This is a genomic window from Streptomyces sp. NPDC054872 (assembly GCF_053610705.1).
In genome coordinates, this window is record NZ_JBSGYY010000035.1 from 58888 (window position 1) to 84513 (window position 25626).

The window sequence follows — 25626 nt, forward strand, 5'->3', positions numbered from 1 at the left end:
GATGACGACCATCGAAGCCGGGGAACCGGACACCACGGCAACCGAGACGAAGACCCCGGCACGGCAGCGGTCGATCTACTTCGGCGTCTTCGGGCTGATGCTCGGCATGTTCCTCGCCATGCTGGACGGCCTGATCGTCGGCACCGCGCTCCCCACCATCGTGGGTGACCTGGGTGGGCTCGACCGACTGTCCTGGGTGGTGACCGCCTACCTGCTCACCACGGCCGCGTCCACGCCCATCTGGGGAAAGCTCGGCGACATGTACGGCCGCAAGGGCTCGTTCATGACCGCCGTCGTGATCTTCCTGATCGGCTCGATGCTGTCGGGCGTGGCCCAGGACATGAACCAGCTCATCGCGTTCCGGGCCGTGCAAGGGCTCGGCGCGGGCGGCCTGATGGTCGGCGCGATGTCGATCATCGGCGTCCTTGTGCCGCCGCGGGAGAGCGGCAAACTGCAGTCCATGCTCGGCGTGATGATGCCGGTGGCGTACGTCTCCGGGCCGCTGATCGGCGGGTTCTTCACCGACCACCTGAGCTGGCGCTGGGTCTTCTACATCAACGCGCCCCTGGGAGCCATCGCCCTCGTCGTCGTCGGCCTGGGCATCCGCCTGAAGCGTGAGCGCTCCAAGGCGAAGATCGACTACCCGGGTGCGGCGCTGCTCGTCACGAGCGTCCTGGCCCTGACCCTGCTCTCGACGTGGGGCGGCAGCAGCTACGCGTGGCTCTCGCCGGAGATCCTCGGTCTCGCGGCGGTCGCGGTCCTGGCGTTCGCCTGGTTCGTACGGGTGGAGAAGCGGGCCGAGGAGCCCCTGATGCCGCCGCGGCTCTTCCGCAACCGGAACTTCACCATCGTGCAGGTGCTCAGCCTTCTCGTGGGTGCGGTCATGTTCGGCGCGACCAACTACCTTCCGCAGTACATGCAGTTCGTGAAGGGCCTGTCGCCGACCGCCAGCGGCATGCTGCTGCTGCCCCTGATGTTCGGCATGCTGGCCGTGCAGATCACCGTCGGCCGGCTGATCAGCAAGACGGGCAAGTACCGCATCTATCCGATCCTCGGCGGCGTCTTCACCGTGGCGGGCACGCTGGTCCTCCTGATGCTCCAGGTGGACACCGCGGTGGCCCTCGTCTCCGGCCTGACGCTGGTGCTCGGCATCGGCCTCGGCTTCATGATGCAGAGCACGATCCTCATCACGATGAACAGCGCCGAGCCCCGTGACATGGGCGCGGCCAGCGGTTCCGTCACGCTGATCCGTACGCTCGGCGGCTCGCTGGGTGTCGCGGCGCTCGGCGCGGTGTACGTCAACAACCTGTCGGGCGAGCTGACCGCCCGGCTCGGTTCGGCGGAGGCCGAGAAGCTGACCAAGGACGGCGCCAGCATGACGCCCGAGCTCCTGAAGGGCATGCCCGAGAAGATCCGGGACGCCTACGAGGCCGCGGTCACCAGCGGTCTGCAGGGCACCATCATCGGCGCGGCTGTCCTCGCAGTGCTGATGTTCGGCATCGCCTGGCTGATCCGCGAGGTCCCGCTGCGGACGGTGGCCGCGCAGGACCTTGAGGACGCCGACGGCACCGACAGCACCGACAGCGCCCTCAACGCAGAAAAGGCGGTCTCCGTAGAGACCGCGGAAGCGGAAGCGCACGCCGATCACACGGCGAAGAGCACCCCGGTCAAGACCCGAACCCCCTGACCACGGTCCGGGGACCGGCACGGGCTTACTTCCCCCGGAGCCCGAGTTCGGTCCCCGGCCGTGCCGCAGCCCCTCGCCGTACCTTCCGGTACGGCGAGGGGCTCGCGGCGTTTCAGGCCCGGTACGACGCGGCCAGCTGCTCCAGCGTGGCGACGATGTCGTTGGGGCTCGGTGTGGCGAGCGCGTCCTGGTGCAGGCCCCGGACGCCGTCCTTGAACGACGGGTCGTCCAGGATGCCGACGAGCTGCTTGCGCACGGTGTCCACGTCGAACGGATCGTTGTCGACGACGAGACCGGCGCCCCGCTCGGCCACGAACCTGCCGATGTCGGTGACATGCGGCCCGTCCTCCGCGCAGACGAGCTGCGGGACCTGGTGGGCGACGGCCGCGGCGAAGGTCCGCCCGCCGCCGTGGTGCACGATCGCCGAGCAGGTCGGCAGGAGCAGGTCGAGCGGCACGTACTCGATGACGCGCACGTTGTCCGGCAGCGTGCCCACCTCGGCGATCTGCGCGTCGTTGAGGGTCGCCACCACCTCGACGTCCAGGTCGGACATCGCCTCCACGAGACCGGCCAGCGGAAACCTGCCGGCGCCGGCGAAGACCTTGCGCATGCTCACCCCGGCGGACAGCGCGACACGCGGCCGCTCCGGAGCCTCCCGGAGCCAGTCGGGGAGCGCGGCGGAGCCGGTGTAGGACACCGGGCGTACGGGGACGTAGCGCAGGCCGACGGGCAGGCGCATCGCCGAGGGCATCGGGTCGATGCTCCACTGGCCGACCAGCAGCTCCTCGGAGAACTCAAGGCCGAGCCGGTCGAGCAGCGGACGCATCCGCGTGGCCATCAGGTCGTCCGCGGAGCCGGGCCGCACACCCGAAAGCCGCAGCTGCTCCCGGGTCCAGCCCATGTCGTCGACCGACCACAGGAAGCGTGCGTGCGGTACACCGACGGCCTCGGCGGCGATGCCGCCGGGGAAGAACATCGGGTCCCAGATGATGAGGTCGGGGCCCCAGGAACGGGCGTACGCGATCAGGTCGTCCACCGCCGAGGCCGCGCCGTCCGCCGGCGGCCCGGCGTTGCACAGACTCATGAACGCGCTCAGCATGGGGCGCGGCGGCAGCGGCTTGCGCGTGTGCCACACGGGCGACTTGTCGCGCAGGGACTCGTCGAGGGATCCGAGCAGTGCGATGCCCGACTCGATCTCCTCGTTGATCGCGGCAAGGAAGCCTGCCTCGCCGATTTGCACGGACGTGAGCCCGGCCTTGACGACCGTGTCGACGAGTTCCGGGGGACTGGCGACCCGGACCTGGTGCCCCGCGCCGGTCAGCGCGTCGGCCAGCGGGACGATCGGATAGACGTGTGCCGTCGCCGGCACCATCGCGAACAGGATCTTCATGGGAGGTCTCCGTGGTGGGAAGGGTGGTCAGAGCCGTTCCAGCTCGCGGACCACGTCAGAGGGCAGGGGCAGTTCAGCGATCTCCCGCGCGAGCTCGCCCGCACTGCGGCGGTACGAGGCATCGCCCAGGATCTTCTCGGCCGCCGCGGCGGTCTCCTGCGGGCTGTCCTGCCCCGGCAGCAGAGTGAGGGCACAGCCCCGCGCGGTCAGCCGCTGTGACGCGGGGACGGCCAACGGGCCGTTGGGAAGGGAGAGTTGCGGGACCCCGGCGTTCATCGCGGTCATCATGGTGACCCCGCCCCCGTGATGGATCATCAGGTCCGAGGTGGGTGCGACGACGTCGAGCGGGAGCCAGCCCGCGCGGATTCCGGCGGACTCCGCGCGCAGCTCGGCGGCGATGTCCTCCGGTGCCGCGATGACCAGCTCCACGTCCAGGGCGCCGATGGTCTTCGCCATGTCGCGCAGGAACGTGAAGCTGTTGTCGTGGCCGTCGCGCGAGGCGCGACTGCCCGACGTGAGGCAGATGCGGGGCCGGTCGCCCTTCGTGTACATCCAGGGCTCCACGACCTGCTGCTGGTTGCCGGGGATCCAGCGCATCAGCTGAGCGGGGGCAGCGCCCGGGGGCTGCAGGGAGGGCGGGCAGATGTCGATCAGGAGGTCGGGCTCCGGAAGCCGGTCGAGGCCCAACTCGCTGAGTTCGGGCCGGAGTTCCTCGTCGGCTCCTGGGTGGATCGTGTCGGCCTCGGAGATGTCCCAGGCGTGGCGTACGACGGGGACGCCGAGCCGGGCGGCAAGGAGCCCGGCCGCGTACGACATGGTGCCGCCGACCACGACGTCGGGCCGCCAGCCGCGGGCCAGCTCCAGGAGTGGCCCGATGTTCGCGGCGGCCATCCGACCGAACGCGCCCCCGGCGAAGGGTCCGCCTTCGGCGGGTCCTGCGGGAAGGGGGAGTTCGCGCCCGGAACGGTCCTGGCTGATGAACGCCCACAGGGGACGGTCGGTCAGCCGTACGGCCGGAAGTCCGACGCCCACCACGGCGGGCATCGCCTGTGCGTGTGCCGCCATGAAGACCTCGTGACCGCTGTTCCGTGCGGCGGTCGCGAGTGGTGCCAGGGCGTAGACGGTCGCCGAACTGCCGGAAGCGACGAAGAGAATGCGCATGAGATGTCCCACCGTTGGGCCGGTAGACCGGCGGTGAACGTGATCCTTACTGGGTCTGGCGCTCGCCCCGCGCGAGCTGCTCCAGGTCGGCGACGACACGCGAAGGCGACGGCATGGCCGTCATCTCCCGGCGCAGCTCTTCGGCGGCCTTGGTGTGGCCGGGCTCCGTGAGCAGCGCGGTGAAGGCGTCACGGAGCGACGCGGGGTCGTTCTGGGAATCGGCGTCGTCGAGCGTGATGCCCGCGCCCGCGTCGGCGATCCGGTCGCCGTGCGCGAACTGGTCGGCGAACTGCGGCACCACGAGCTGGGGCAGGCCGAAGGCGGTGGACGTCATGGTGGTGCCCGCGCCGCCGTGGTGGACGACCGCGTCGCAGGTGTGCAGGAACAGGTTCAGCGGAGCCGGATCCACCAGGCGTACGGTGCCGGGCAGCGTGCCGAGCGCCTCGCGGTGCCGCTCGTCCACCGTCGCGATCACCTCGACGCCCGGCTGACTGCCGAAGGTGTGGAGCATGCGGCGGAGCATCGGTACCCCGTTCATGTCCAGCGTGCGACCGCCGAGCGAGACGGCCACCCGGCGCGGCGCGCCCTCGGCCCGGCGGCCGCCGACCCACCGGGGCAGCCTGCCGTTCCCGTTGTAGGGCACGTACCGGATCGGGGTTCCCGCCGTGGTGCCGGGCAGTTGGAGCGAGGGCGGGCAGGGGTCGAGCACCACCGCCGGGTCGGGGTACGCCCCGAGCCCGAGCCGCTCGGACATCGCCCGCAGGGACTGCTTGGCCTGGGCGTGCGCCGTGTCCGAGAGCGGATCGACGCCCCACCGGTGGCGCACGACCGGGGCGCCGGTCAGCGCGCCGACGATCAGTGCGCTGAACTCCAGCGGATCGCACACCACCAGATCGGGGCCGAAGGCGCGGGCCGTCTCCACGTAGGCCTCGCAGAGATAGCGGGTGTGCACGGACCAGCCCATGCCCGCCTTGCCCAGCTTGCTCTCGTGCTCGGCGCGCGGCTGCGCCTCGACCGGCCGCGTCCCCTCCTTGACCGTGTCGGCCAGCAGATCCTCGACGTGATAGGCCGATCCGACGCTCACGCCGTTGAGGCCGGCCGCGCCGACCGCGGGCATCACATCGGGCTGTCCCGCCACCAGCACCTCGTGGCCCGCGGCCCGCAGCGCCCAGGCCAGCGGGACCATCGGGGTGAAGTGGGTGGGGACGGGCGTGGACATCATCAGAACGCGCATCGGGTCTCCTTGAGCGGGATGGAGCGGTCAGTCCGCGGCACGCTGTCCCCAGGCGGTGATCAGCAGGGCCGTCAGGTCCCGGCCGGCGGGGGTGCCGAGCAGGTCCAGGAAGTCGGTGAGCTCCGCGGCCGTCACCAGGCCGCTGTCGACGAGGCTCTGGCCCTCCTGCCGCAGACGCAGCCCGATCAGTTCGTCGTCGGCCGGGGACTGCCCGGGGCCCGCGCCGGTGAGACTGCTGCCGACCGCGGTGAAACCGGTGCGGGACAGGGCGGCGGGCAGCCCGCGCGCCCAGCTCATGTCCGCGCCGACGGACTTCATGTGGTCGACGTAGCCGCGCAGGAGGGTGCGGCCGACCGCGGTCGGAGCCTCGTCGGCGGGCAGGTAGTAGAAGTCGGCCACGACCAGCCAGCCGCCGGGGGCCAGCCACTCGCGGGCGCGTGCGAGAGCGGCGTCGGGGTCCCGCAGGTGCTCCAGCGTGGCCCGCGTGAAGATGAGGTCGAACGAGCCGGGTTCGAGGTCGAGTTCCTCGATGTCGGCCTGCCTGACGGTGAGGTTGGTGGCCTTTCCGGTGTCGAGGAACGTGGTGTCGGCGTCGACGGCGAGCACGCTGCCCAGGTGAGCGCGGCCCGCGAGCCAGTAGCTCATCGACCCTGCCCCGGCGCCCAGTTCGAGGCAGCGCCAGGCCGGGTCGAAGGGGAGGCTGTCGAGCACCTCGACGGACATGGGGTCGTACTTGAGCTCGAACAGCCGTATCTGGCTGAGCGGGGAAGCCGACCCGGTGGTCAGTGAGCCGGTGCTGCGCGAGGGCGCCCCGGACCCGGCGGTGGCCGCGTCGATCTGCTCGGCCAGGGTGCACAGGACGAGGTGCGGGGGAGCGGTCTCCAGTCGCGCGACGGCGTCCTGCCCCGCCGAGTTCTCCGGGTGGTCCATGTAGGCGCGAAAGGAGTCCTCGTCCACCCACTGGGGGTAGTTGACGTAGGTCGACCCGTCGTCGCTGATGTACGGCGTCGCGGAGACGAAGCCGGGGTGCAGGTGCTTCCAGCCGCCCGCGTCGCGCAGCAGGGCCGCCAGGGCGAGCGCGTTGTCGCGCCCGCCGACGTGCCGCAGGGCGTAGCACATGATGCCCGCACGCCGGTCGGCCGCGGGTCCTTCGAGCCCGCTCTGGGGGACGCCGCCGAAGGAGGTGTGCGAGAGGACTCCGGGCCGCTCGGACAGGGTGAGCAGCGGACTGTCGGCAGGGCTGTTCTCGGCCGCGGCGACGAAGTGCTTCTGCTCGGCCCACTCGACGCGGCTGACCACCGTCGTACGGTCGAGGCTCAGGTGGAGCCGTGCGGAGAGGAATCCCTCGCGTTCGCTGACCCACCCCCGTATCTCGGCGGCGAGCAGGTCGACGAGTCGCTCGGCCGTGCCGGGCGCGTCGGTGCGCAGCTCCTCGAAGACCGCGTAACCAACTGCGGTGTGTTGTACGGGCGTTGACGTCATCAGGTTCTCCAGGGCTCGTGTCACTTGCGGTGCCGCACGGTCAGCTGTTCGAGGACAGGGACGATGTCGCCGGGGCTGGGGACGGACGCGGCCTCGTCGCGCAGCTCCACGGCGCCCTGCAGGAAGGACGGCTCCTCGAGGAGCCGGACGATCCCGTCACGCAGCCGCCGCGGGGTGAACTCCTCGCTGTCGACGACCAGTCCGGCGCCGCGCTCCGCGACATGACCGGCGATCGCCTTCTCGCCCCAGAACTCCATCGGCACCACCAGCTGCGGCACGGCGTGCGCCACGGCGGCCGCGAACGTCCCGCCGCCGCCGTGGTGCACCACGGCGGAGCAGGTCGGAAGCAGCAGATCGAGGGGGACGTACTCCGTCATGCGTACGTTGTCGGGGACCGGCCCCGCGGTCGCGTACCGCCCGGCGTCCAGGGTCGCCACCAGCTCGATGTCCAGGTCGGCGACCGCGTCGAACAGCTCGGGCAGGGCGACCCCGCTCTCCCGGAACACCTGTCGGCCGCGGCCGCCCACGCCCAGGGTCAGACACACCCGGGGCACGCCCACCGGCTCCCGGAGCCAGTCGGGAAGCGCGGCCGTCCCGTTGTACGGAATCCGGCGCACCGGCACGTTCCGCAGGCCGAGCGGCAGACGCAGGGCCGGTGGCATCGGGTCGATCGTCCACTGGCCGAGCAGCAGCTCCTCCTCGAAGGCGTACCCGAACTTCTCCAGCATGGGGGCCATCAGGCCCGTCACGGGGTCGTCGTCGGCGGGGCGCCCCGCGAGCCGCCGGAGCGACGTCGCGCGCAGCCAGCCGATGTTGTCCCGGCCCCACAGGAGGCGGGCGTGCGCGGCGCCGCACTGCTTGGCGGCCACCGGCGCGGCGATGCTGAACGGGTCCCAGATCACGAGGTCGGGACGCCAGCTCTCGCAGAAGGCGACCAGGTCGTCCAGGGCGCTGCGGGACGCGTGGAGCGGGCCCAGGGTCTCGGCCCACTTGCGCGCCCACAGTTCGCCGTCCCCGGAGTCCTCACCCTCGTCCAGGGAGAGCCGGGCGTTGAGGACGTCGAGCAGATCGGGGTTGGTGGCGAACTCGACCACGCCGGTGAGCTGCTTCGTGGCGCCGAGCGGCACCGCCGTGAGCCCGGCGGCCCCGACGGTCTCCGCCATGCCCGGATGCACGCCCACCCGCACCTGGTGGCCCGCCCCCTGCAGCGCCCACGCCAGCGGCACCATCGGCTGCACGTGCGCCACTCCGGGGAAGGGCACGAACAGGACGCGCAGCGCGGGGCTCCGCGGGGCGGCCTCCGCCGTGGGCGGCGCGGCGGGCGTGACGTCACCCAGTTGGTCGCGCAGCGAGTCCTCGAGGGACCGGCGCGGCCGCCAGCCCAGTACGTCCCGGGCCCGGGAGATGTCGACCTGCTGCCATGCGGCACCGCCGACCCCGCCGCCCCCCTCGGCAGGCCGCTCGCGCACCGCGTCCGGTACGCCGCCGAGCGCGACGAGCCGCTCCACCAGGTCCCGCACCGGTACCGCCGCACCCCGGCCGACGTTGAAGACCCGGCCCACCGCGGCCCCGCCCGGCGCGTCGGCCACCGCCAGCACGGCGTCGGCGACATCGCGTACGTCCACGTAGTCACGTCGGGCCACCAGCGGTGACACCTCCAGCGGGGGCGGCGGCTCCTCGTCCGTCGCGTGGCGCGCCACCTGCGCGGAGACGAGACCGAGCAGGCTCGTGGGCGGGGTGCCGGGACCGCAGACGTTGACGATCCTGAGCACGGCGGCCCGGAGCCCGTCCTCGCGCACGGCCTCGAGCACGGCCTGGGTGCCGAGCAGTTTGGTGCGCCCGTAGTGGGTGATGGGCGCGGTCTCGTGGTCCTCGCCGATGCTCGTGCCGTCGGGCGCGGGGCCGTACTCGTGCACCGTGCCCAGCTGGATCAGCAGCGGGTCGTGCGCGCTGCGGGCGGCCGCGGCGGCGAGCCGGGCCGCGAAGTCGGCGTTGAGCCGCCGCATGCCGTCCTCGTCGGACTGCCAGGCGATGCCGGCCGCGTTCACCACGACGTCCGGACGGGTGTCGGTGAGCAGCCGGTCCAGCTCCGCGGGTTCGGCGGCCGCCAGGTCCAGGGCGACGGACCTGCCGTCCCCGGACGCGGTCCGTGACACGCACACGGTCTCGGTGCCCGTCGCCTCGAACGCCGCCGCGATCCGGCGGCCGAGGAATCCGGTGCCCCCGAGTACGAGTGCTCTGCGCTTCGTGCTCATGAAGCTTCTCCTTGGGAAGGGCCGCCGGGAACCCACGCGGCCGGACATGACACAGGTCAGGGGCGCGCGGTCTCCCACGCGCCCCTGACCTGAGGTGGGGTGTCGTCAGCCGGTGTACGGGTTGCGTTCGCGCGCCTCGCGCAGCGCGTCGGCCCACCACACGAGCTGGTCGAGCAGCTTCTTGGCGGCGGCCTCGCTGCCCTCGGGGCTGACCGGCTCGCCCTCCTTCTGGAAGTCCGCCCACGCGTTGTGGAAGCTGAGCATCTCCCGCACGGTCGTGGCGTGGACCTCGGAGAAGATCTGGCGCAGGTGCTCGGAGGCGCGCAGGCCGCCGCCCATGCCGCCGTAGGAGACCAGGCCCACCGGCTTGGCCGACCACTCGGCGAGGTACCAGTCGATGGTGTTCTTCAGCGCCGCGGGCACGGTGTGGTTGTACTCGGGCGTCACGACGGCGAACGCCTCGGCCCGGTCGAGCCGCTCCCGCAGACCGTTCCATATGGCGGCGACGTCAGCCGGCGGCTTCTCTCCGAAGGCGGGCATCTCCAGCGGCAGCGGGTAGTCCGCGATGTCGATGATCTCGACCTCGACATCACCGTGCAACTCCGCCTGCCCCGCGAACCATTCGGCCACCGTGGTCCCGAATCGTCCGCCGCGGACACTGCCGATGATGACGGCCAGTTTGATCGGGTTCTCAGGCATGCATAAACCTCTCAGGACGTGAGTGCCGCAGACAGTGCGCTGGCAGCTATCACCAACGGTCTTCGGGCCGCGTTCGGCAGTCAACGCACTTCACCTGGAATTGACATAGATCTGTCCTGGTCAGAGCGCCGACCGCGGTGGGCTACTCACCGACGCGCTCCGGCAGTTCGCCACCGCGTGGCCGGATTCACATGATTCCGTGATCAACTTACGCAAGTTACATTCGTTGGACCCGGGAGCAGAGGCACCCTCACGGAGAGGCCGATCATGAACATCTCCTTCTTCGGCAGGTGGCGCAGGCAGCAGTCCGCCGACCGGAGCCCAGGACTCGCCTCGGCGTTCGGCGAGGACCCGGCCGGGGTCGCCGAACTCCTCGCCGAATGCGAGCTGCTGCGCTCCCAGGCAGCCGTCGCCGGGCTCGAACTCGACGATTCCCCCGCCTCGTTGAGCGCGCTCGACCAGCTCCTGCCGCGCTGGCGCGACGATCCCGAACTGCTGCCGTGGCTCGGCAACGACGCGGGTCTCTACCTCGGTTCGGTCATCGTCCGCGCGGTGTCCGGCGCCGCCTGGCACGTCTGGCCCGGCGGCAGCCCCGTCGTGGTGCTGCCGTCGGGGCGGGAGATCCAGGTGGTCGAGGCGGGGCTCGACTGGGCGGTGACGGGCGCTCCCGAGCTGTCCCAGGTGTACGCGGAGGCGTCGGAGGCGTAGCCGCGGGATGACGTAACTGGAAATACGGTTAATGCCCATAAGTGCGTGTCGTCCAGTAAGTCCCGTTTTCACGTGGATAGTTTGCGCGGACCGACACCGCTGAGAGTGGGCAGGGCAGGGCATGGCCGTCGATCCGCTGATCGAGCTGCGTGATGTGAACAAGTACTACGGGGAGCTGCATGTCCTCAGGGACATCAACCTCACCGTCGGCAAGGGGGAGGTGGTCGTGGTCATCGGCCCGTCAGGGTCGGGGAAATCAACGCTCTGCAGGACGATCAACCGGCTGGAGACCATCCGGTCGGGAGCCATCGCACTGGACGGACAGCCACTTCCGGAAGAGGGCAAGGCGCTGGCCTCGCTCCGTGCCGACGTAGGCATGGTCTTCCAGTCCTTCAACCTCTTCGCACACAAGACAGTGCTGCAGAACGTCGCCCTCGCGCCGGTCAAGGTGCGGGGCAGCAAGAAGGACGAGGCCATGCGGCGCTCCCGTGAGCTCCTGGAACGGGTGGGCCTCGCGACACAGGCCGACAAGTACCCGGCACAGCTCTCGGGCGGCCAGCAGCAGCGCGTGGCCATCGCACGCGCGCTCGCCATGGAGCCCAAGGTGATGCTCTTCGACGAGCCGACGTCGGCCCTCGACCCCGAGATGATCAATGAGGTGCTCGAGGTCATGCAGGGCCTCGCCCGCGATGGCATGACCATGGTCGTCGTCACCCACGAGATGGGCTTCGCCCGTTCGGCCGCCAACCGTGTCGTCTTCATGGACGCCGGCCGCATCGTCGAGGACCGGGCCCCCGAGGACTTCTTCAGCAACCCGGAGAGCGACCGCGCCAAGGACTTCCTCTCCAAGATCCTGAAGCACTGACGGGAGGCCGGCCATGATGCGTACGACACGTCTGCTCGCGGCGCTCGTCCTCGCCGCCTTCGCCGCGACCGCCTGCGGCAAGGAGGGCAGCCCCCCGGTGAAGGGGCCGCAGCCCGACGAACTGCCCAAGTACCAGGTGGCGAAGGGGTTCACGCTGCCGGGCTCCGGCACCTGGAAGAAGGCGAAGCGGCGCGGTCACCTCGTCGTCGGCGCCAAGGAGGACCAGCCGTTCCTCGGCGAGAAGAACCCCGCCACCGGGCAGTACTCCGGCTTCGACATCGAGATCGCCAAGATGGTCTCGGCATCGCTGGGCTTCGACCCGAAGTCGATCCGGTTCAGGACGATCGCGTCGGCGAACCGCGAGACCGCCCTGCAGAACGGGCAGATCGACTACTACGTCGGCACCTACACCATCAACGACCTCCGCAAGAAGCTCGTCGGCTTCGGCGGCCCCTACTACATGGCGGGCCAGGGCCTCCTCGTGCGCACCGACGAGGACGACATCAAGGGGCCGCAGGACCTGAACGGCAAGAAGGTCTGCTCGGCGGCCGGCTCGACCCCCTACCAGCGCATCCAGAAGGACTACCCGAAGGCGACGCTCGTCGCGTACGACACCTACTCGGTCTGCGTCGACAACCTGCTGACCTATCAGGTCGACGCCGTCACCACCGACGACGCGATTCTGATCGGGTACGCGGCCAAGGTGCCCGACGAGCTCAAGGTGGTCGGCAAGCCGTTCTCCGAGGAGCCCTACGGCATCGGCGTCCCCAGGAGCGACAACGTCCTGCGGTTCGCCGTCGACAACGCGCTGGCCGCCCGGGAGAAGAACGGCGACTGGAAGAAGGCCTACGACGCCACCCTCGGCCTCTCCGGAGTCCCGGCGCCGAAGCCGCCCGCCATCGACCGCTACCCGGCGAGCTGAGGAGGCGTCGTGGACGTACTGACAGACAACTTCTCCACCTTCGGCAAGGGGTTCATCGGCACCGTCGAACTCACCGTGTACTCGTCGATCCTGGCCCTCGTGCTCGGGTTCATCATGGCGTCCTTCCGGGTGGCACCGGTCGGCTCCTTCCGGGCGTTCGGCACCGCCTGGGTGACGGTCCTGCGCAACACCCCGCTCACCCTGCTCTTCTTCGCGGTGCTGCTCGGGCTCCCGCGCTTCGGACTCGTGCTGCCCTTCAAGGTGTTCGCGGTCCTCGCGCTGGGCTGCTACACCTCCGCCTTCATCTGTGAGGCACTGCGCTCGGGCATCAACACCGTCCCCAAGGGCCAGGGCGAGGCAGCCCGCAGCCTGGGGATGACCTTCGGGCAGACACTGTCCATGGTCGTGCTCCCGCAGGCCTTCCGGTCCGTCATCCCGCCGGTCGGCTCCACCCTCATCGCCCTCGCCAAGAACTCCGCCATCGCGGGCGCGTTCAGCGTCACCGAGCTGCTCGGCACGTACAAGACGCTCAGTGAGCTCGGCTACAACATCATCTGGACGTTCGTCTGGATCGCCGTCGGCTACCTGATCATCACCCTCGCCATCAGCGCCGTGTTCAACGTCCTCGAGAAGCGCTGGGGAGTCGCCCGATGAAAGCCCTCTCCCACGAATCCACCGCCCTCTACGACGTGCCGGGGCCCAAGACAGAGCGCAGACACCGGCTCTACGGTCTGCTCTCCACCCTGGTCCTGCTCGCCCTGGTCGGCTGGCTCCTCTACCTGCTCTTCGACACCGACCAGTTCACCGCGACCAAGTGGACGCCCTTCGAGTACAAGGGCATCCAGGAACTCCTCCTCAAGGGCCTGGGGAACACCCTCAAGGCCTTCGCCATCTCGGCGGTGCTCGCGCTCGCGCTCGGCGGACTGCTCGCCATGGGGCGGCTCTCCGATCACCGTCCCGTGCGCTGGCTGGCCACGCTTCTCGTGGAGTTCTTCCGCGCGATGCCGGTCCTGGTGATGATCTTCTTCGTCTTCGTGGCGCTGAAGGTCCAGCCGCTGCCGGCCCTGGTCACCGGACTCACGCTCTACAACGGCTCGGTGCTCGCCGAGGTCTTCCGTTCGGGCGTGAACTCCGTGGAGCGCGGGCAGCGGGAGGCGGCGTACGCGCTCGGGATGCGCAAGACGCAGGTCATGACGCACGTCCTGGTGCCCCAGGCCGTGCGCGCCATGCTGCCCGCCATCATCAGCCAGTTGGTGGTGGCGCTCAAGGACACGTCGCTCGGCTATCTGATCACCTACGAGGAGTTCCTCCACGCCGGGAAGCTGATCGCGTCGAACCTCGACTACGATCTACCTTTCATCCCCGTGGTTCTGGTGATCTCGCCGATCTACATCGGGATGTGCATGCTGCTCTCGTGGTTCGCCCAGTGGGTGTCCAGACGACAGCGGCGCAATCCCAAGACCGAGGCCGCGGAAGTGGCCCCGGCCGAACCAGGGACGCTGCTGCCGGGTCCGCAGTAGCTAAAGGGGCCAGGGCCCACCCGGCAGCAGCCGGTGATCACTGTTCGCGCAGCGGGACCGACACGTACGACGGGTCGGACGCGGGCGAGGAGAAGGTCAGCTGCGCGCCGGACGGGTTGTGCTCGATGTAGAGCGGGTCGACCGTGTCGACCACCAGGGCGAGCCTGTGGCCTGCCGGGACGTCGTAGGCCGTGGAGAACAACTCCAGGTCCACGCCGAACGGCCGGCCGGGGGTCTTGCCGTGGAAGGTGTACGGCGCGTTGCTGACCAGCTTGCCGAGGCCGAGCGGGCCCACGTCGTAGAGGTACGCGACGAGGGTGCCGCTCTCCTTGGTGCTGGTGAGCGTGGTGTGCAGCTTCGCCGTCCCGCGCACCCGCTGGGCCGTGCCGTACTTCTCCGACTGCCAGACGCCGGCGTAGCGCCGCGGGAGCAGCGGCATCGAGGCCACCGGCGGAGTCTTGAGGAACTGGTCGAGGGCGTTGGAGAGCAGCACCGTGCCGCCGTTGGCGCCCGAGTCGACGTTCGCGCGCAGCGTGGTGGAGCCCGCCAGGTCGATCTTCTTCTTCGTCGCGCCGACGGACTTCCAGTCGGGGTAGCCCTCGTAGTCGCCGGTCGAGCGGGACTTGAGCTGGACCGGCTGCTCGGTGTCGACGCCGTTCTTCTCGCCCTTGAGATAGCGGTCGAACCAGCGCTGGGTGGAGGTCCAGGTGTCGTTGGGCAGCCCGAGCAGACCGGTCAGTTCGGCGGTCGCGTGGTCGCCGGGACGGAATTCGAGTCGCTTGGGGCCCGTCAACTGCTCGTAGAAATCGGCGTATTGATTGGGCGGGAAGATCGTGTCGCCCCAGGCGTTGCCCAGCATGACGGCCGCGCCGTTCTCGTTGATCCGGTCGATGTACGTCGCGGGGGAGCGCTTGGCGCCCCACGCGATCATCTCGTCCTCCTGGTCCAGGTTGGACCCGAGGAAGTCCTTGAGGGTCTGCTGGAGTTCGGGGCTCGGGCGGCCCGTGAGGACGCCCGCGCCGCCGAGCAGCCCGGCGGCCTGGCGGTGCTGGGTGCGGCCGCTGTAGATCGAGTCGATGAGGTCGCCCCAGCCGCTGAGCGCGGCCACGGCCTTGATCCGCTTGTCGTGGCCCGCGGCGAGCAGGCTGATGCCCGCGCCGTACGAGACGCCGCCCATGCCGATCTTGCCGGGGTCGGCCGGGGTGTTCCCCAGGGTCCAGTCGATGACCTTCGAGGCGTCCGCGATGTCCTCGGGGCCGCCGGTCTCGATCTCGCCGCCGGACTGCCAGAAGCCGCGCGAGTTGTAACTGACCACCACGTAGCCGGAGTTCGCGAGCTTCTGGGCCTGCGCGACGTACTCGACCTGGGGCATGGCCCAGCTGGTGGGCAGCACGATCGCCGGGAACTTCTCGCCCGCCTTCGCGCCCTTGGGGGTGAAGACGTTGGCCTTGAGGATCGTGCCGCCGTCGCCGGGGATGTCGACGAACCGTACGTCTGCGGCGCTTGCCGCCTGTGGAGCGGCCGCCGGGGCGGCTTGGGCGGCCGGGGCGAGGCCGAAGGCGGCGCCGGCGACGAGAGTCGCCGACACGGCGCCCACGGTGGTCGTACGCAGAGCCTTGCGCGGTTGTCCCACGGGTCACTCCTTACTCGTGCAAGCAAAGTGACCCGACGGTAACCGCGCGTCCTTACCCGGGGTAACCCGTCGGTAAGTTACGCACCGGTAACGATTGTTGAGCTGTGTACCTTCGCGGCGGTCCTCAGTTCAGCGCGCTCTTCGTCTGCCAGTCGGCCCAGGAGATGTTCCACTCGCCGTAGCCGTTGCCCGGGTCGGGCACGCCCTTCGAGCCGCTGCCGGAGACCTCGAAGGGGTCGCCGACCTGGACCTGGCCGTAGAGCCAGGAGGCGTCGCCGTCGCTCATGCCGATACAGCCCGAGCTGTGATTGGTGTTGCCGAAGAACCGGGCGTTCCAGGGGGCCGCGTGCGCGTACATGCCCGACCAGGTCAGGCGCATCGAGTTGTCGACCATCTTGTCGTAGGCGTCACCGAGGCCGACCGTCTCGGAGCGCATGTTGATCGTGCCCTCCTTGGCCATCAGGACGGACGTGCCGCCCCAGGACGCCTTGTCGCCGCCCGGGGTGCCCGCCGACATCGGGACGGTCTTCACGCTCTTCCCGTCCCGCACGAGCGTGGCCTGCTTGCTGTCCAGGTCGACCTTGACCTGCTGGCTCTTGCCGACGGTGAAACCGGTCGCGTAGTCGCGGACGAACCAGCCGCCGTCGGTGCCGGAGTCGACCCCGCCGAGGCGGGCGTCGAGCTTCACCTTGGTGCCGGACTCCCAGTAGTCCTTGGGGCGCCAGTCGATGCGGTCCTTGCCGTCGTAGTTCTTGATCCAGCCCCAGGACCCGGTCGTGTCGTTCGAGGTCGTCACCTTCAGGTGCTTCTCGACCTCGGCCTTGTTCTTCACCGGGTGGTCGAAGACGACCGACAGGGGCTGCGCGACGCCGACCGTGGTGTCCTTGCCGGGGGTCAGCGACAGCTTGTTGACCTGCTCCGGGGCGGCCGTCCTGAAGGAGGCGCGCGCGCTGCCTCCCTGGTCCGTCGTCGCCTTCACCTTGTACGAGGTGCCGGGCACCGTCTTGCGGTCCGAGGTCCAGGTGGCACCGTTCGCGGCGACCTCGCCGGTGAGCTTCGCGCCCTTCGCGTCGGTCACCGTGACCTGCTTCAGCTTGCCGTCGGCCAGCTTGACCTTGACCGGGGAGCCGGCCTGCGCCTGCTTGCCCCGCAAGTTGACCGATATGTCCGGCTTGTCGGCCGATGTGTCGGCGGATGCGGGCGTGCTGCCCGAACAGGCGGTCAGGGCGGCGGCCAGCGCCGCCAGGCCCGCGGCCGTGACCGCGGCCCCGGTGTGGCGGGCGCGTAGGGGGCGTCGGCGACTCGGCGAGCTCAGGGGCCTCAAGGGAACGTACCTCCGTGCGAATGTGGAACTGCACGGTGAGAGGGTCAAAGGTCCCGGTGGGTTGCCTCTTGCCCCGAATTTCCCGACTAGGTCACAGAGGCGGCGTATGAGCCGGGCGCGTCCGTCGGCGCTCGGTGAGGTCGCGGCTACTTGGCGCGATGGGTCGCGCGGGCTGGAGCGACCGCCGGAGCCGGCGCCTGGGCGGAGCGGGTGACGTCACCGACGAGCTCGACGACGTCGGCACCGTACGCCTGGGAGTTGACGACCTTCAGGAGCAGGACGAAGGTGTTGCCGCCGTGCTTGCGGGCCAGGCGCTCGTGGTGCCGGGCGAGATAGCGGGTCGCCGCCTGGTTGGTGATCGCGCGCTGCCCGCAGAAGAGGAAGACGGGTCTCGCCTCCTGACCCTGCCCCGCGGTGAGCCGCGCGAGGAGCACGTACTCCGCGATGCCGCCCTCCATGCGGTACCGCTCGCTGCCGATCTGGAAGGCGCCGCGGTCCGGGCCGGGCTCCGGGTCGGTGTTGACGCGGACGCCGGGCAGCAGGGAGTGCATGTGCGCTGCCATGCGGCGGTTGACGGCCGGCGAGCCCACGCAGAACTCCGTGCGCTCGCCGAAGCTCTGCTGGGCGGCGTCGTGCGCGACGAGCTGGGCGTGCGCCCCGCAGTCCTTGATCAGTGCGGCCAGTTCGAGCAGCGCGAACACGTCGTGGCGTACGACGGTGAGTTCGGGGCCGCCCGCCTCGCGGTTGACCACGAGCAGCGACTCGGAGTTGTCGGGCAGCCCGAAGAAAGCCTGCTTGCGGCGGAGCTTGCGCCGCCAGAGGTAGGTACGGGCGAGCCAGCCCAGCACGGCACCTAGGCCGGCCGCGATCAGGCCGAGGACGATGTTGCGCACGTCTTCAGTCATGGGGGCGCATGCTAGCGGTCTCTAGGACCGGTGTTCGAGGGGGTCCTGACGCGGCGGGTACGGCGAAGTTACGCTGCGCGGACGGCTGTTGACTGGAGGTACGGATGCGTCGTGCTGTCGTACGGAATCTGACGCTATTGGCGGTCGGAGGGGTGTTGGTGTCGGTCGGAGCGGCCGCGCCCCCTTCGTCCCCGCCCTCGGCCAGAACGGCCTCGTCACCCCACGCCTCGTCCCCGGAGAAGGTCCCGGTGGCCGTCGGCTCCGGCGGCGCCGTCTCCAGCGTCGACGCGGACGCGTCCGCCGCCGGGATCGAGGTCCTGAGGAAGGGCGGCAACGCGGTGGACGCGGCGGTCGCCACGGCGGCGGCCCTCGGCGTGACCGAGCCCTACTCCGCGGGTGTCGGGGGCGGCGGCTACTTCGTCCACTACGACGCGAAGTCCCGCAAGGTGAGCACGATCGACGGCCGTGAGACGGCCCCGCGGACGGCCGACTCCGGCCTCTTCCTGGAGGACGGCAAACCGATCCCCTTCGCGGACGCCGTCACCAGCGGTCTGGGCGTGGGCACGCCCGGCACCCCGGCGACCTGGCAGTCCGCCCTGGACAAGTGGGGCAGCAAACGGCTCGGCACGCTCCTGAAGCCCGCCGAGCGGCTCGCGCGCGACGGATTCACGGTGGACGGGACCTTCCGCTCGCAGACCGAGGCGAACCAGGCGCGGTTCGCCGACTTCCCCGACTCGGCGAAGCTGTTCCTGCCCGGTGGGGCGCTGCCCGTGGTCGGCTCGACGTTCAAGAACCCCGATCTCGCGCGGACGTACGAGGAGCTGGGGCGCGAGGGCGTCGGGGCGATGTACCGGGGCGGCATCGGCAAGGACGTCGTACGGACCGTGAACAAGCCGCCGGTGGACCCGGCGTCGGAGCGGGTGGCCAGGCCCGGCGACCTGTCCACGAAGGATCTCAAGGCCTACGCGGTGAAGCGGCAGGCACCGACGAAGACCTCCTACCGGGGGCTCGACGTCTACTCGATGGCTCCCTCGTCCTCCGGCGGCACGACCGTCGGTGAGGCGCTCAACATCCTTGAGCGGACCGACCTCTCGAAGGCATCGAAGAAGAAGTACCTGCACCGGTACATCGAGGCCAGCCGGATCGCCTTCGCCGACCGCGGGCGCTGGGTGGGCGACCCCGCCTTCGAGGACGTACCGACGAAGGAGCTGCTCTCGCAGAAGTTCGCCGACTCGCGGGAGTGCCTGATCCGCGACGACGCGGTCCTGAAGAGCCCGCTCGCGCCGGGGAACCCGCGGGACCCCGCGGCCTGCAAGGCGGGCGACAAGGCGGCAACGACCACGTACGAGGGTGAGAACACCACGCACCTCACGGCCGCCGACAAGTGGGGCAACGTCGTCGCCTACACCCTGACCATCGAGTCGACCGGCGGCAGCGGCATCACCGTGCCGGGGCGCGGATTCCTGCTCAACAACGAACTGACCGACTTCTCCTTCGCGCCGGCCGACCCGGCCGTGCACGACCCGAACCTGCCCGGTCCGGGCAAGCGGCCCCGGTCCTCGATCTCGCCGACGATCGTCCTGGAGAAGGGCAAGCCGCTGTTCGCGCTGGGGTCGCCCGGCGGTGCCACGATCATCACCACGGTGCTGCAGACCCTGACCGGGTTCGTCGACCGGGGTCTGCCGCTCGTCGACGCGATCGCCGCGCCGCGCGCGAGCCAGCGCAACGCCGCCCAGACCGAGCTGGAGCCGGGCCTCTGGGAGAGTCCGCTGCGGGCCGACCTGGAGGCGATCGGGCACTCCTTCAAGCAGAACCCCGAGATCGGCGCGGCCACCGGGGTGCAACGGCTGCCCGGCGGCAAGTGGCTCGCCGCCGCGGAGAAGACGCGTCGCGGTGGCGGGTCGGCGATGGTGGTGCGGCCGCAGTAGCGAAGAGGGCCGTGGCGGTCGCTGCAGCCATCGGGCCGCCGCGGTCTCCGAAACCACCCACAACCACCCACCGTGTCAATAACTATACCGGTATGAGAATGGGATTCCGTGCGGAGACGGACTAGACTGACCGCATGGTGCGGACCCCCCTGACCCCTGAGGAGCGCGAGCGCGGTGAGCGGCTCGGCCGTCTCCTGCGCTCGGCGCGCGGCGAGCGGAGCATGGTGGAGGTGGCCGCGAGCGCCGGGCTCTCCGCCGAGACGCTCCGCAAGATCGAGACGGGGCGGGCCCCCACGCCCGCGTTCTTCACCGTGTCGGCGCTCGCGGTGACCCTCGGCCTCTCGCTTGACGAGGTCGCCGAGGCGTGCGCGCTGGTGCCGCTCGCGCCGGCGTGAGGCGCCGTCGGGCTGCCCGAAAACTGCGTGTAGTCGTCCCGTAACACGACTGGTGTTATCTTCCGGACCGGAAGACTCCAGGCTCCATGGGGCGGTGCTGGCTCGGATGGCAGTAGGACAACTCCCTGATCAGGTACGGGAGTTCGCGAGGTACCTGAGAGACCTCCTGGCGCGCCTCGACCCGGGCGCCGGGTGGTGCGGCGTGTTCTGGTCACGTGACCCCGAGGGGATGCAGGCCTGCCTGGACGGCTCGGAAGTGCCCCCCTGGGACGTGGTGGAGGCGCTGCTGCACGACCTGGCCGCGAGGTACGGGGCGCAGACCGCCGAACGCGAGACGGAGCGGGCGCGGGCTCTGCACACGGCCTCGCTCGCCGCCTACGACGCGCGCGCCGGAGGCCGCGGGCTGCTCGGCGAGCGCCTCGACATGATGCTCACCGAGCAGCGGTTCGCCGTGGAGCGGCAGGTGGAACTGGGCTACTCCCTCGCTGCCGCGGACACACCGGACGAGGTGGAGCGGCTCCACCGCGATCTGGCCTGGGTCCGCGACGACCACGAGCGGGCGACCGCGCGGTGCGCGGAACTCCGGCAGCGCATCGACCGGTTGGACCGGGCCGACCGCCCGCAGTGGGTCGACTTCGGGACTCCGGTGTCGGACGACTTCGCTGCTGTGGGGGCGGACGACTTCGCCGACTCCGGCGGCTACGACGAGCGGCCGCACAATGCCTTCGGTGCGCCTGCCGCCGACGACTTCGGCCCCCGTACCGCCGACGACTTCGGCCCCCGTACCGCCGACGGCTTCGGAGCCGGCGCCGGTGGTCCGGTCGACGCGGCCGTTGATCCCGGCACCCGCGCGCCGGAGTTCGGTGCCGCGCCGGACGGGCAGGACGCCCCGGCTCCCGACGCCCGCACCCTGTCGGCCGACTCCGTGGTGCGGCCCGATGAGACCCGCGTCCCCAAGCAGGGCCGTAAGTCGCGCGACGCGTCCCGCCGTCCCCGTCGGCCCCGTGGCGCCCGGTTCGCGGGGTTCTCCGGGGCGGACGACGAGGGCGCGGACGTCGCCGAGGCCGGTTCCGGCGCCGTGCCGCGGACGGCCGCGGCGTCGCCCGCCGCGACCAGTCCGCGGGGCGCGCGGTTCGCGGGTGCCGCCGACGAGCCGGACGGGAACGGCCACCAGGGCGCCGTGGAGCCGGACCGCGATGCCGAGCGGGCCACCGCCGAAGCCGTCGCCGCGCTCATCAAGCTCCGTGGCGAGGGCCGCAGCGGTGAGGCGCACGGCGTACTGGTCGAGGCCGCGGGCTGGCCCGCGCGGCGTCTTCCCGTGCTCGCCGGTGAATTGCACCGCGCGGGCCTCGGTGCCGACTGGTCGACGCTGCTCTGGGAGGCCGCGTCGCTGCCGCCCGACCGCCTCGTCGCGCTCGCCGACGCCCTCGCCGGGGCGGGCCGCGCCGACGACTGCCGCAAGCTGTTGCGGCAGGGGGTCTCCAGGCCCGCACCGGAGATCGCCGAAGCGGTGCTCGCGCTGATCGACGCGGGCCGCGAGCGCGAGGCCCGCGCCCTGCTCGACGCCTACATCCGCGTACGGACCCCCGAGGACACGGCAAGCTGCGCGCACACCGATCCGTACCGCCTCATCCCGCTGCTCCTGCAAGCGGCCCAGGGGGTGTCGGACGAACGCCACTGGGACCTCGTGCACGCGCTGCGTGTTGCCGGATTCAGCGCCTGAAACGCCTGACGCACCTGTTTCGTCCGCCCGTTCCGCGCCGCTTCTCGCCCGCTTGGGTACGAAACATGATCGACTCCGCCGGTTCACGGCGATGGTCTTGCCCAGCCCGTCGGGGAGGCTTACGTTTTCCTGTCTACGCACCAAGTCTACGGGCGTAGAGGCTCTCTGACGTCCCGTCGAAGGAGCACCTCATGGCCAACGTCGTACGCGCCGCACTGGTCCAGGCAACCTGGACAGGCGACACCGAATCCATGATTGCCAAGCACGAGGAGCACGCCCGCGAGGCGGCCCGCCAGGGTGCGAAGATCATCGGCTTCCAGGAAGTGTTCAACGCCCCCTACTTCTGCCAGGTGCAGGAACCCGAGCACTACCGATGGGCCGAGCCGGTGCCGGACGGGCCCACCGTCACACGGATGAAGGAACTGGCCCGCGAGACCGGCATGGTCGTCGTCGTCCCGGTCTTCGAGGTCGAGCAGTCCGGGTTCTACTTCAACACCGCAGCCGTCATCGACTCCGACGGCTCATATCTCGGCAAGTACCGCAAGCACCACATCCCCCAGGTCAAGGGCTTCTGGGAGAAGTACTACTTCAAGCCGGGCAACGCGGGCTGGCCCGTCTTCGACACGGCGATCGGCAAGGTCGGCGTCTACATCTGCTACGACCGCCACTTCCCCGAGGGCTGGCGCCAGCTCGGCCTGAACGGCGCCCAGATCGTCTACAACCCCTCGGCCACGTCCCGCGGCCTCTCCGCCTACCTCTGGCAGCTCGAACAGCCCGCAGCGGCCGTCGCCAACGAGTACTTCATCGCCGCCATCAACCGCGTCGGCGTCGAGGAGTACGGCGACAACGACTTCTACGGCACGTCGTACTTCGTCGACCCGCGCGGCCAGTTCGTCGGCGAGACCGCGAGCGACAAAGCCGAGGAACTCGTCGTCAGGGACCTGGACTTGGGCCTGATCGAGGAAGTACGCCAGCAGTGGGCGTTCTACCGGGACCGCCGCCCCGACGCGTACGAAGGACTGGTACAGCCGTGAGTGACCTCCACGCCCGCCACAAGGCCGTCCTGCCCGAGTGGCTCGCCCTCTACTACGCCGACCCGCTGGAGATCACCCACGGGGAGGGCCGCCGCGTCTGGGACGCCGACGGCAGGCAGTACCTCGACTTCTTCGGCGGCATCCTCACCACCATGACCGCGCACGCGCTGCCCGAGGTCACCAAGGCGGTCAGCGAGCAGGCCGGGCGGATCATCCACTCGTCCACGCTCTACCTCAACCGGCCGATGATCGACCTCGCCGAGCGGGTCGCCGGCCTCTCCGGCATCCCGGACGCCCGCGTCTTCTTCACCACGTCGGGCACCGAGGCCAACGACACCGCCCTGCTCCTGGCCACCGCGCACCGCCGCTCGAACCAGATCCTGGCGATGCGCAACAGCTACCACGGCCGCTCCTTCACGGCCGTCGGCATCACCGGCAACAACGCCTGGTCGCCCACCAGCCTCTCGCCGCTCCAGACGCTGTACGTCCACGGCGGTGTCCGCAGCCGCGGACCGTACGCCGCGCTGAGCGACGCCGAGTTCATCGAGGCCTGCGTCGCCGACCTCAAGGACATGCTCGGGCAGGCGCGCGGGGGAGTGGCGGCACTGATCGCCGAGCCCGTCCAAGGGGTCGGCGGCTTCACCTCGCCGCCGGACGGGCTCTACGCCGCCTTCCGCGAAGTCCTGTGGGAGCACGGCGTCCTGTGGATCTCGGACGAGGTGCAGACCGGCTGGGGGCGCACCGGTGACCACTTCTGGGGCTGGCAGGCCCACGCGGAGAACGGTCCGCCGGACATCCTGACCTTCGCCAAGGGCATCGGCAACGGCATGTCCATCGGAGGAGTCGTCGCGAGCGCCGAGGTCATGAACTCCCTCGACTCCAACTCCATCTCGACCTTCGGCGGCTCACCGGTCACCATGGCGGCCGGCCTCGCCAACCTCACGTATCTCCTGGAACACGACCTGCAGGGGAACGCGCGGCGCGTCGGCGGTCTGCTCATCGAACGGCTGCGCGCCATCTGCGCCCAGCTTCCCGTCGTACGCGAAGTGCGCGGACGCGGCCTGATGATCGGCATCGAGCTGGTCGACCCCGAGACCGGCCGAGCCCATCCGCAGGCGGCGGCCGCCGTCCTCGAAGCGGCACGCGAAGGCGGACTCCTCATCGGCAAGGGCGGCGGCCACGACACCAGCGTCCTGCGCGTCGCCCCGCCGCTCTCGCTGACCGTGGCGGAGGCGGAAGAAGGGGCGTCGATCCTCGAACAGGCGCTGCGGAGCGTCTAGTTCGCGGAGCTGTCCCCGCACGTGTCCACGTACCTGCGCGCACGACCGTACGAGCATGAGAGGGAGCGCCCATCATGAGTACCCGCACCCTGATCCGCGGCGGACTCGTCATCACCGCCGCCGAAGAGACCCACGCCGACGTGCTGATCGAGGACGGCAGGATCGCCGCGCTCGCCGCACACGGCTCGGGCGCCGCCGAGGCGTGGACCGCGGACCGCGTCATCGACGCCTCCCACAAGTACGTGATCCCGGGAGGAGTCGACGCGCACACGCACATGGACTTCCCCTTCGGCGGCACCTTCTCGTCCGACGACTTCGAGACGGGCACCCGGGCCGCGGCCTGGGGCGGCACCACGACCATCGTGGACTTCGCCGTGCAGACCAAGGGACAGGCGCTGCGCGCCGGCCTCGATGCCTGGTACGCGAAGGCGGACGGCAAGTGCGCCATCGACTACGGCTTCCACATGATCCTCTCGGACGTCAACGAGAGGACCCTGAAGGAGATGGACCACCTCATCGAGGAGGGCGTCAGCTCCTTCAAGCTCTTCACCGCGTACCCCGGGGTCTTCTTCAGCGACGACGGCCAGATCCTGCGGGCCATGCAGCGGGCCGCCGTCAACGGCGGGCTGATCATGACGCACGCGGAGAACGGCCTCGCCATCGACGTCCTGGTGGAGCAGGCGCTCGCGCGCGGCGAGACGGACCCGCGCTACCACGGAGAGGTGCGCAAGTCGCTCCTGGAGGCGGAGGCGACCCACCGGGTGATCAAACTCGCCCAGGTCGCGGGCGCGCCGGTGTACGTGGTGCACGTGTCGGCGCAGGAGGCGGTGGCCGAGCTGGCCAGGGCCCGCGACGAGGGCCTGCCGGTGTTCGGGGAGACCTGCCCGCAATATCTGTTCCTCTCCACGGACAATCTCGCGGAGCCGGACTTCGAGGGCTCCAAGTACGTCTGCTCGACTCCGCTGCGGCCGCGCGAGCACCAGGCGGCGCTCTGGCGCGGCCTGCGCACGAACGACCTCCAGGTGGTCTCCACGGACCACTGCCCGTTCTGCTTCGTGGGGCAGAAGGAGCTGGGCCGCGGGGACTTCTCGAAGATCCCGAACGGCCTTCCGGGGGTCGAGAACCGCATGGACCTCCTGCACCAGGCCGTCGTCGACGGGCACATCAGCCGCCGCCGCTGGATCGAGATCGCCTGCGCGAGCCCGGCCCGGATGTTCGGCCTGTACGGCAAGAAGGGCACGATCGCGCCGGGCGCGGACGCGGACGTCGTCATCTATGACCCGGCCGCCGAGCAGGTCATGTCGGCCGAGACGCACCACATGAACGTGGACTACTCCGCGTACGAGGGAAAGCACGTCATGGGCCAGGTCGAGACGGTCCTCTCCCGCGGTGAAGTGGTCATCGACCAGCGGAAGTTCACCGGCCACGCCGGACACGGCGCGTACGTCCCGCGTGGCACCACCCAGTACCTCGGCTAGGAG

General features: G+C 70.4%; 21 protein-coding genes. 12 read left to right on the forward strand and 9 right to left on the reverse strand.

Annotated features, from left to right (window positions below; translation table 11 throughout):
* The first annotated feature begins 1 nt into the window (after nt 1).
* Nucleotides 2-1687 (forward strand): MDR family MFS transporter, encoded by a 1686-nt coding sequence (locus tag ACWGIH_RS33075; protein WP_453451723.1) that lies wholly within the window; start codon nt 2-4, stop codon nt 1685-1687.
* Nucleotides 1688-1799: 112 nt separating this feature from the next.
* On the opposite strand, the gene ACWGIH_RS33080 is transcribed toward ACWGIH_RS33075, so the two are convergent.
* The 6 genes from ACWGIH_RS33080 to ACWGIH_RS33105 all read right to left on the reverse strand — a co-directional run bounded on the left by ACWGIH_RS33080 (nt 1800) and on the right by ACWGIH_RS33105 (nt 9908).
* Entirely contained in the window at nt 1800-3077 is a 1278-nt protein-coding gene (locus ACWGIH_RS33080; RefSeq protein ID WP_453451722.1) for a nucleotide disphospho-sugar-binding domain-containing protein, read from the reverse strand.
* A 27-nt stretch (nt 3078-3104) separates the two neighbouring features.
* Nucleotides 3105-4238 carry a glycosyltransferase gene (locus ACWGIH_RS33085; RefSeq protein WP_453451721.1) on the reverse strand — a complete coding sequence of 378 codons (1134 nt, stop codon included), beginning with the start codon at nt 4236-4238 and terminating at the stop codon, nt 3105-3107.
* 46 nt (nt 4239-4284) lie between these two features.
* Complete coding sequence (locus ACWGIH_RS33090; protein ID WP_453451720.1) at nt 4285-5472, reverse strand: nucleotide disphospho-sugar-binding domain-containing protein; 1188 nt, start codon at nt 5470-5472, stop codon at nt 4285-4287.
* Between the two features lie 27 nt (nt 5473-5499).
* A complete protein-coding gene (locus tag ACWGIH_RS33095) occupies nt 5500-6954 on the reverse strand; it encodes a class I SAM-dependent methyltransferase (RefSeq protein ID WP_453451719.1) in 1455 nt (484 codons plus the stop codon).
* Nucleotides 6955-6974: 20 nt separating this feature from the next.
* A complete protein-coding gene (locus tag ACWGIH_RS33100; RefSeq protein ID WP_453451718.1) occupies nt 6975-9209 on the reverse strand; it encodes an activator-dependent family glycosyltransferase in 2235 nt (744 codons plus the stop codon).
* 105 nt (nt 9210-9314) lie between these two features.
* Nucleotides 9315-9908: an NADPH-dependent FMN reductase gene (locus tag ACWGIH_RS33105; RefSeq protein WP_453451717.1), complete on the reverse strand. Its 594-nt coding sequence runs from the start codon at nt 9906-9908 to the stop codon at nt 9315-9317.
* A 267-nt stretch (nt 9909-10175) separates the two neighbouring features.
* Here ACWGIH_RS33105 and ACWGIH_RS33110 point away from each other — a divergent pair, with 267 nt between their 5' ends.
* The 5 genes from ACWGIH_RS33110 (at nt 10176) to ACWGIH_RS33130 (ending at nt 13923) form a co-directional block, all read left to right on the forward strand.
* The gene (locus ACWGIH_RS33110; RefSeq protein WP_453451716.1) at nt 10176-10616 is read left to right on the forward strand and encodes a DUF6278 family protein; all 441 of its coding nucleotides are present in this window, start codon (nt 10176-10178) and stop codon (nt 10614-10616) included.
* A gap of 121 nt (nt 10617-10737) precedes the next feature.
* Nucleotides 10738-11481: an amino acid ABC transporter ATP-binding protein gene (locus tag ACWGIH_RS33115; protein ID WP_453451715.1), complete on the forward strand. Its 744-nt coding sequence runs from the start codon at nt 10738-10740 to the stop codon at nt 11479-11481.
* A 16-nt stretch (nt 11482-11497) separates the two neighbouring features.
* On the forward strand, nt 11498-12403 hold the full coding sequence (locus ACWGIH_RS33120) for a glutamate ABC transporter substrate-binding protein (protein ID WP_453451732.1): 906 nt from the start codon (nt 11498-11500) through the stop codon (nt 12401-12403).
* A gap of 9 nt (nt 12404-12412) precedes the next feature.
* Complete coding sequence (locus ACWGIH_RS33125; RefSeq protein WP_453451714.1) at nt 12413-13057, forward strand: amino acid ABC transporter permease; 645 nt, start codon at nt 12413-12415, stop codon at nt 13055-13057.
* Entirely contained in the window at nt 13054-13923 is an 870-nt protein-coding gene (locus ACWGIH_RS33130; RefSeq protein ID WP_453451713.1) for an amino acid ABC transporter permease, read from the forward strand. Before ACWGIH_RS33125 ends, ACWGIH_RS33130 begins: the two co-directional genes overlap by 4 nt.
* A gap of 37 nt (nt 13924-13960) precedes the next feature.
* Here the strand turns inward: ACWGIH_RS33130 and ACWGIH_RS33135 are convergent, their stop codons facing one another.
* The 3 genes from ACWGIH_RS33135 to ACWGIH_RS33145 all read right to left on the reverse strand — a co-directional run bounded on the left by ACWGIH_RS33135 (nt 13961) and on the right by ACWGIH_RS33145 (nt 17785).
* Entirely contained in the window at nt 13961-15556 is a 1596-nt protein-coding gene (locus tag ACWGIH_RS33135; protein WP_453451712.1) for a CocE/NonD family hydrolase, read from the reverse strand.
* Between the two features lie 124 nt (nt 15557-15680).
* Nucleotides 15681-16880: an Ig-like domain-containing protein gene (locus ACWGIH_RS33140; RefSeq protein ID WP_453451711.1), complete on the reverse strand. Its 1200-nt coding sequence runs from the start codon at nt 16878-16880 to the stop codon at nt 15681-15683.
* A gap of 146 nt (nt 16881-17026) precedes the next feature.
* The gene (locus ACWGIH_RS33145; protein ID WP_453451710.1) at nt 17027-17785 is read right to left on the reverse strand and encodes a hypothetical protein; all 759 of its coding nucleotides are present in this window, start codon (nt 17783-17785) and stop codon (nt 17027-17029) included.
* A 104-nt stretch (nt 17786-17889) separates the two neighbouring features.
* Between ACWGIH_RS33145 and ggt the strand changes: the two genes are divergently transcribed.
* The 6 genes from ggt to hydA all read left to right on the forward strand — a co-directional run bounded on the left by ggt (nt 17890) and on the right by hydA (nt 25623).
* Nucleotides 17890-19713 carry a gamma-glutamyltransferase gene (ggt, locus tag ACWGIH_RS33150; RefSeq protein ID WP_453451709.1) on the forward strand — a complete coding sequence of 608 codons (1824 nt, stop codon included), beginning with the start codon at nt 17890-17892 and terminating at the stop codon, nt 19711-19713.
* A gap of 134 nt (nt 19714-19847) precedes the next feature.
* Nucleotides 19848-20108, forward strand: a complete 261-nt coding sequence (locus ACWGIH_RS33155; RefSeq protein WP_453451708.1) for a helix-turn-helix domain-containing protein — start codon at nt 19848-19850, stop codon at nt 20106-20108.
* 106 nt (nt 20109-20214) lie between these two features.
* A complete protein-coding gene (locus ACWGIH_RS33160) occupies nt 20215-21831 on the forward strand; it encodes a hypothetical protein (protein ID WP_453451707.1) in 1617 nt (538 codons plus the stop codon).
* Nucleotides 21832-22022: 191 nt separating this feature from the next.
* Nucleotides 22023-22865, forward strand: coding sequence for a nitrilase-related carbon-nitrogen hydrolase (locus ACWGIH_RS33165; RefSeq protein WP_453451706.1), 843 nt, complete (start codon nt 22023-22025; stop codon nt 22863-22865).
* Nucleotides 22862-24145 carry an aspartate aminotransferase family protein gene (locus ACWGIH_RS33170; RefSeq protein ID WP_453451705.1) on the forward strand — a complete coding sequence of 428 codons (1284 nt, stop codon included), beginning with the start codon at nt 22862-22864 and terminating at the stop codon, nt 24143-24145. Before ACWGIH_RS33165 ends, ACWGIH_RS33170 begins: the two co-directional genes overlap by 4 nt.
* A 74-nt stretch (nt 24146-24219) precedes the next feature.
* Complete coding sequence (gene hydA / locus ACWGIH_RS33175; protein WP_453451704.1) at nt 24220-25623, forward strand: dihydropyrimidinase; 1404 nt, start codon at nt 24220-24222, stop codon at nt 25621-25623.
* The last annotated feature ends 3 nt before the right edge of the window (nt 25624-25626 follow it).

Coding starts and splice junctions, on each gene's coding strand:
- ACWGIH_RS33075 (WP_453451723.1), top strand. CDS start 2: ATGACGACCATCGAAGCCGGGGAACCGGACACCACGGCAACCGAGACG.
- ACWGIH_RS33080 (WP_453451722.1), bottom strand. CDS start 3,077: ATGAAGATCCTGTTCGCGATGGTGCCGGCGACGGCACACGTCTATCCG.
- ACWGIH_RS33085 (WP_453451721.1), bottom strand. CDS start 4,238: ATGCGCATTCTCTTCGTCGCTTCCGGCAGTTCGGCGACCGTCTACGCC.
- ACWGIH_RS33090 (WP_453451720.1), bottom strand. CDS start 5,472: ATGCGCGTTCTGATGATGTCCACGCCCGTCCCCACCCACTTCACCCCG.
- ACWGIH_RS33095 (WP_453451719.1), bottom strand. CDS start 6,954: ATGACGTCAACGCCCGTACAACACACCGCAGTTGGTTACGCGGTCTTC.
- ACWGIH_RS33100 (WP_453451718.1), bottom strand. CDS start 9,209: ATGAGCACGAAGCGCAGAGCACTCGTACTCGGGGGCACCGGATTCCTC.
- ACWGIH_RS33105 (WP_453451717.1), bottom strand. CDS start 9,908: ATGCCTGAGAACCCGATCAAACTGGCCGTCATCATCGGCAGTGTCCGC.
- ACWGIH_RS33110 (WP_453451716.1), top strand. CDS start 10,176: ATGAACATCTCCTTCTTCGGCAGGTGGCGCAGGCAGCAGTCCGCCGAC.
- ACWGIH_RS33115 (WP_453451715.1), top strand. CDS start 10,738: ATGGCCGTCGATCCGCTGATCGAGCTGCGTGATGTGAACAAGTACTAC.
- ACWGIH_RS33120 (WP_453451732.1), top strand. CDS start 11,498: ATGCGTACGACACGTCTGCTCGCGGCGCTCGTCCTCGCCGCCTTCGCC.
- ACWGIH_RS33130 (WP_453451713.1), top strand. CDS start 13,054: ATGAAAGCCCTCTCCCACGAATCCACCGCCCTCTACGACGTGCCGGGG.
- ACWGIH_RS33145 (WP_453451710.1), bottom strand. CDS start 17,785: ATGACTGAAGACGTGCGCAACATCGTCCTCGGCCTGATCGCGGCCGGC.
- ggt (WP_453451709.1), top strand. CDS start 17,890: ATGCGTCGTGCTGTCGTACGGAATCTGACGCTATTGGCGGTCGGAGGG.
- ACWGIH_RS33155 (WP_453451708.1), top strand. CDS start 19,848: ATGGTGCGGACCCCCCTGACCCCTGAGGAGCGCGAGCGCGGTGAGCGG.
- ACWGIH_RS33160 (WP_453451707.1), top strand. CDS start 20,215: ATGGCAGTAGGACAACTCCCTGATCAGGTACGGGAGTTCGCGAGGTAC.
- ACWGIH_RS33165 (WP_453451706.1), top strand. CDS start 22,023: ATGGCCAACGTCGTACGCGCCGCACTGGTCCAGGCAACCTGGACAGGC.
- hydA (WP_453451704.1), top strand. CDS start 24,220: ATGAGTACCCGCACCCTGATCCGCGGCGGACTCGTCATCACCGCCGCC.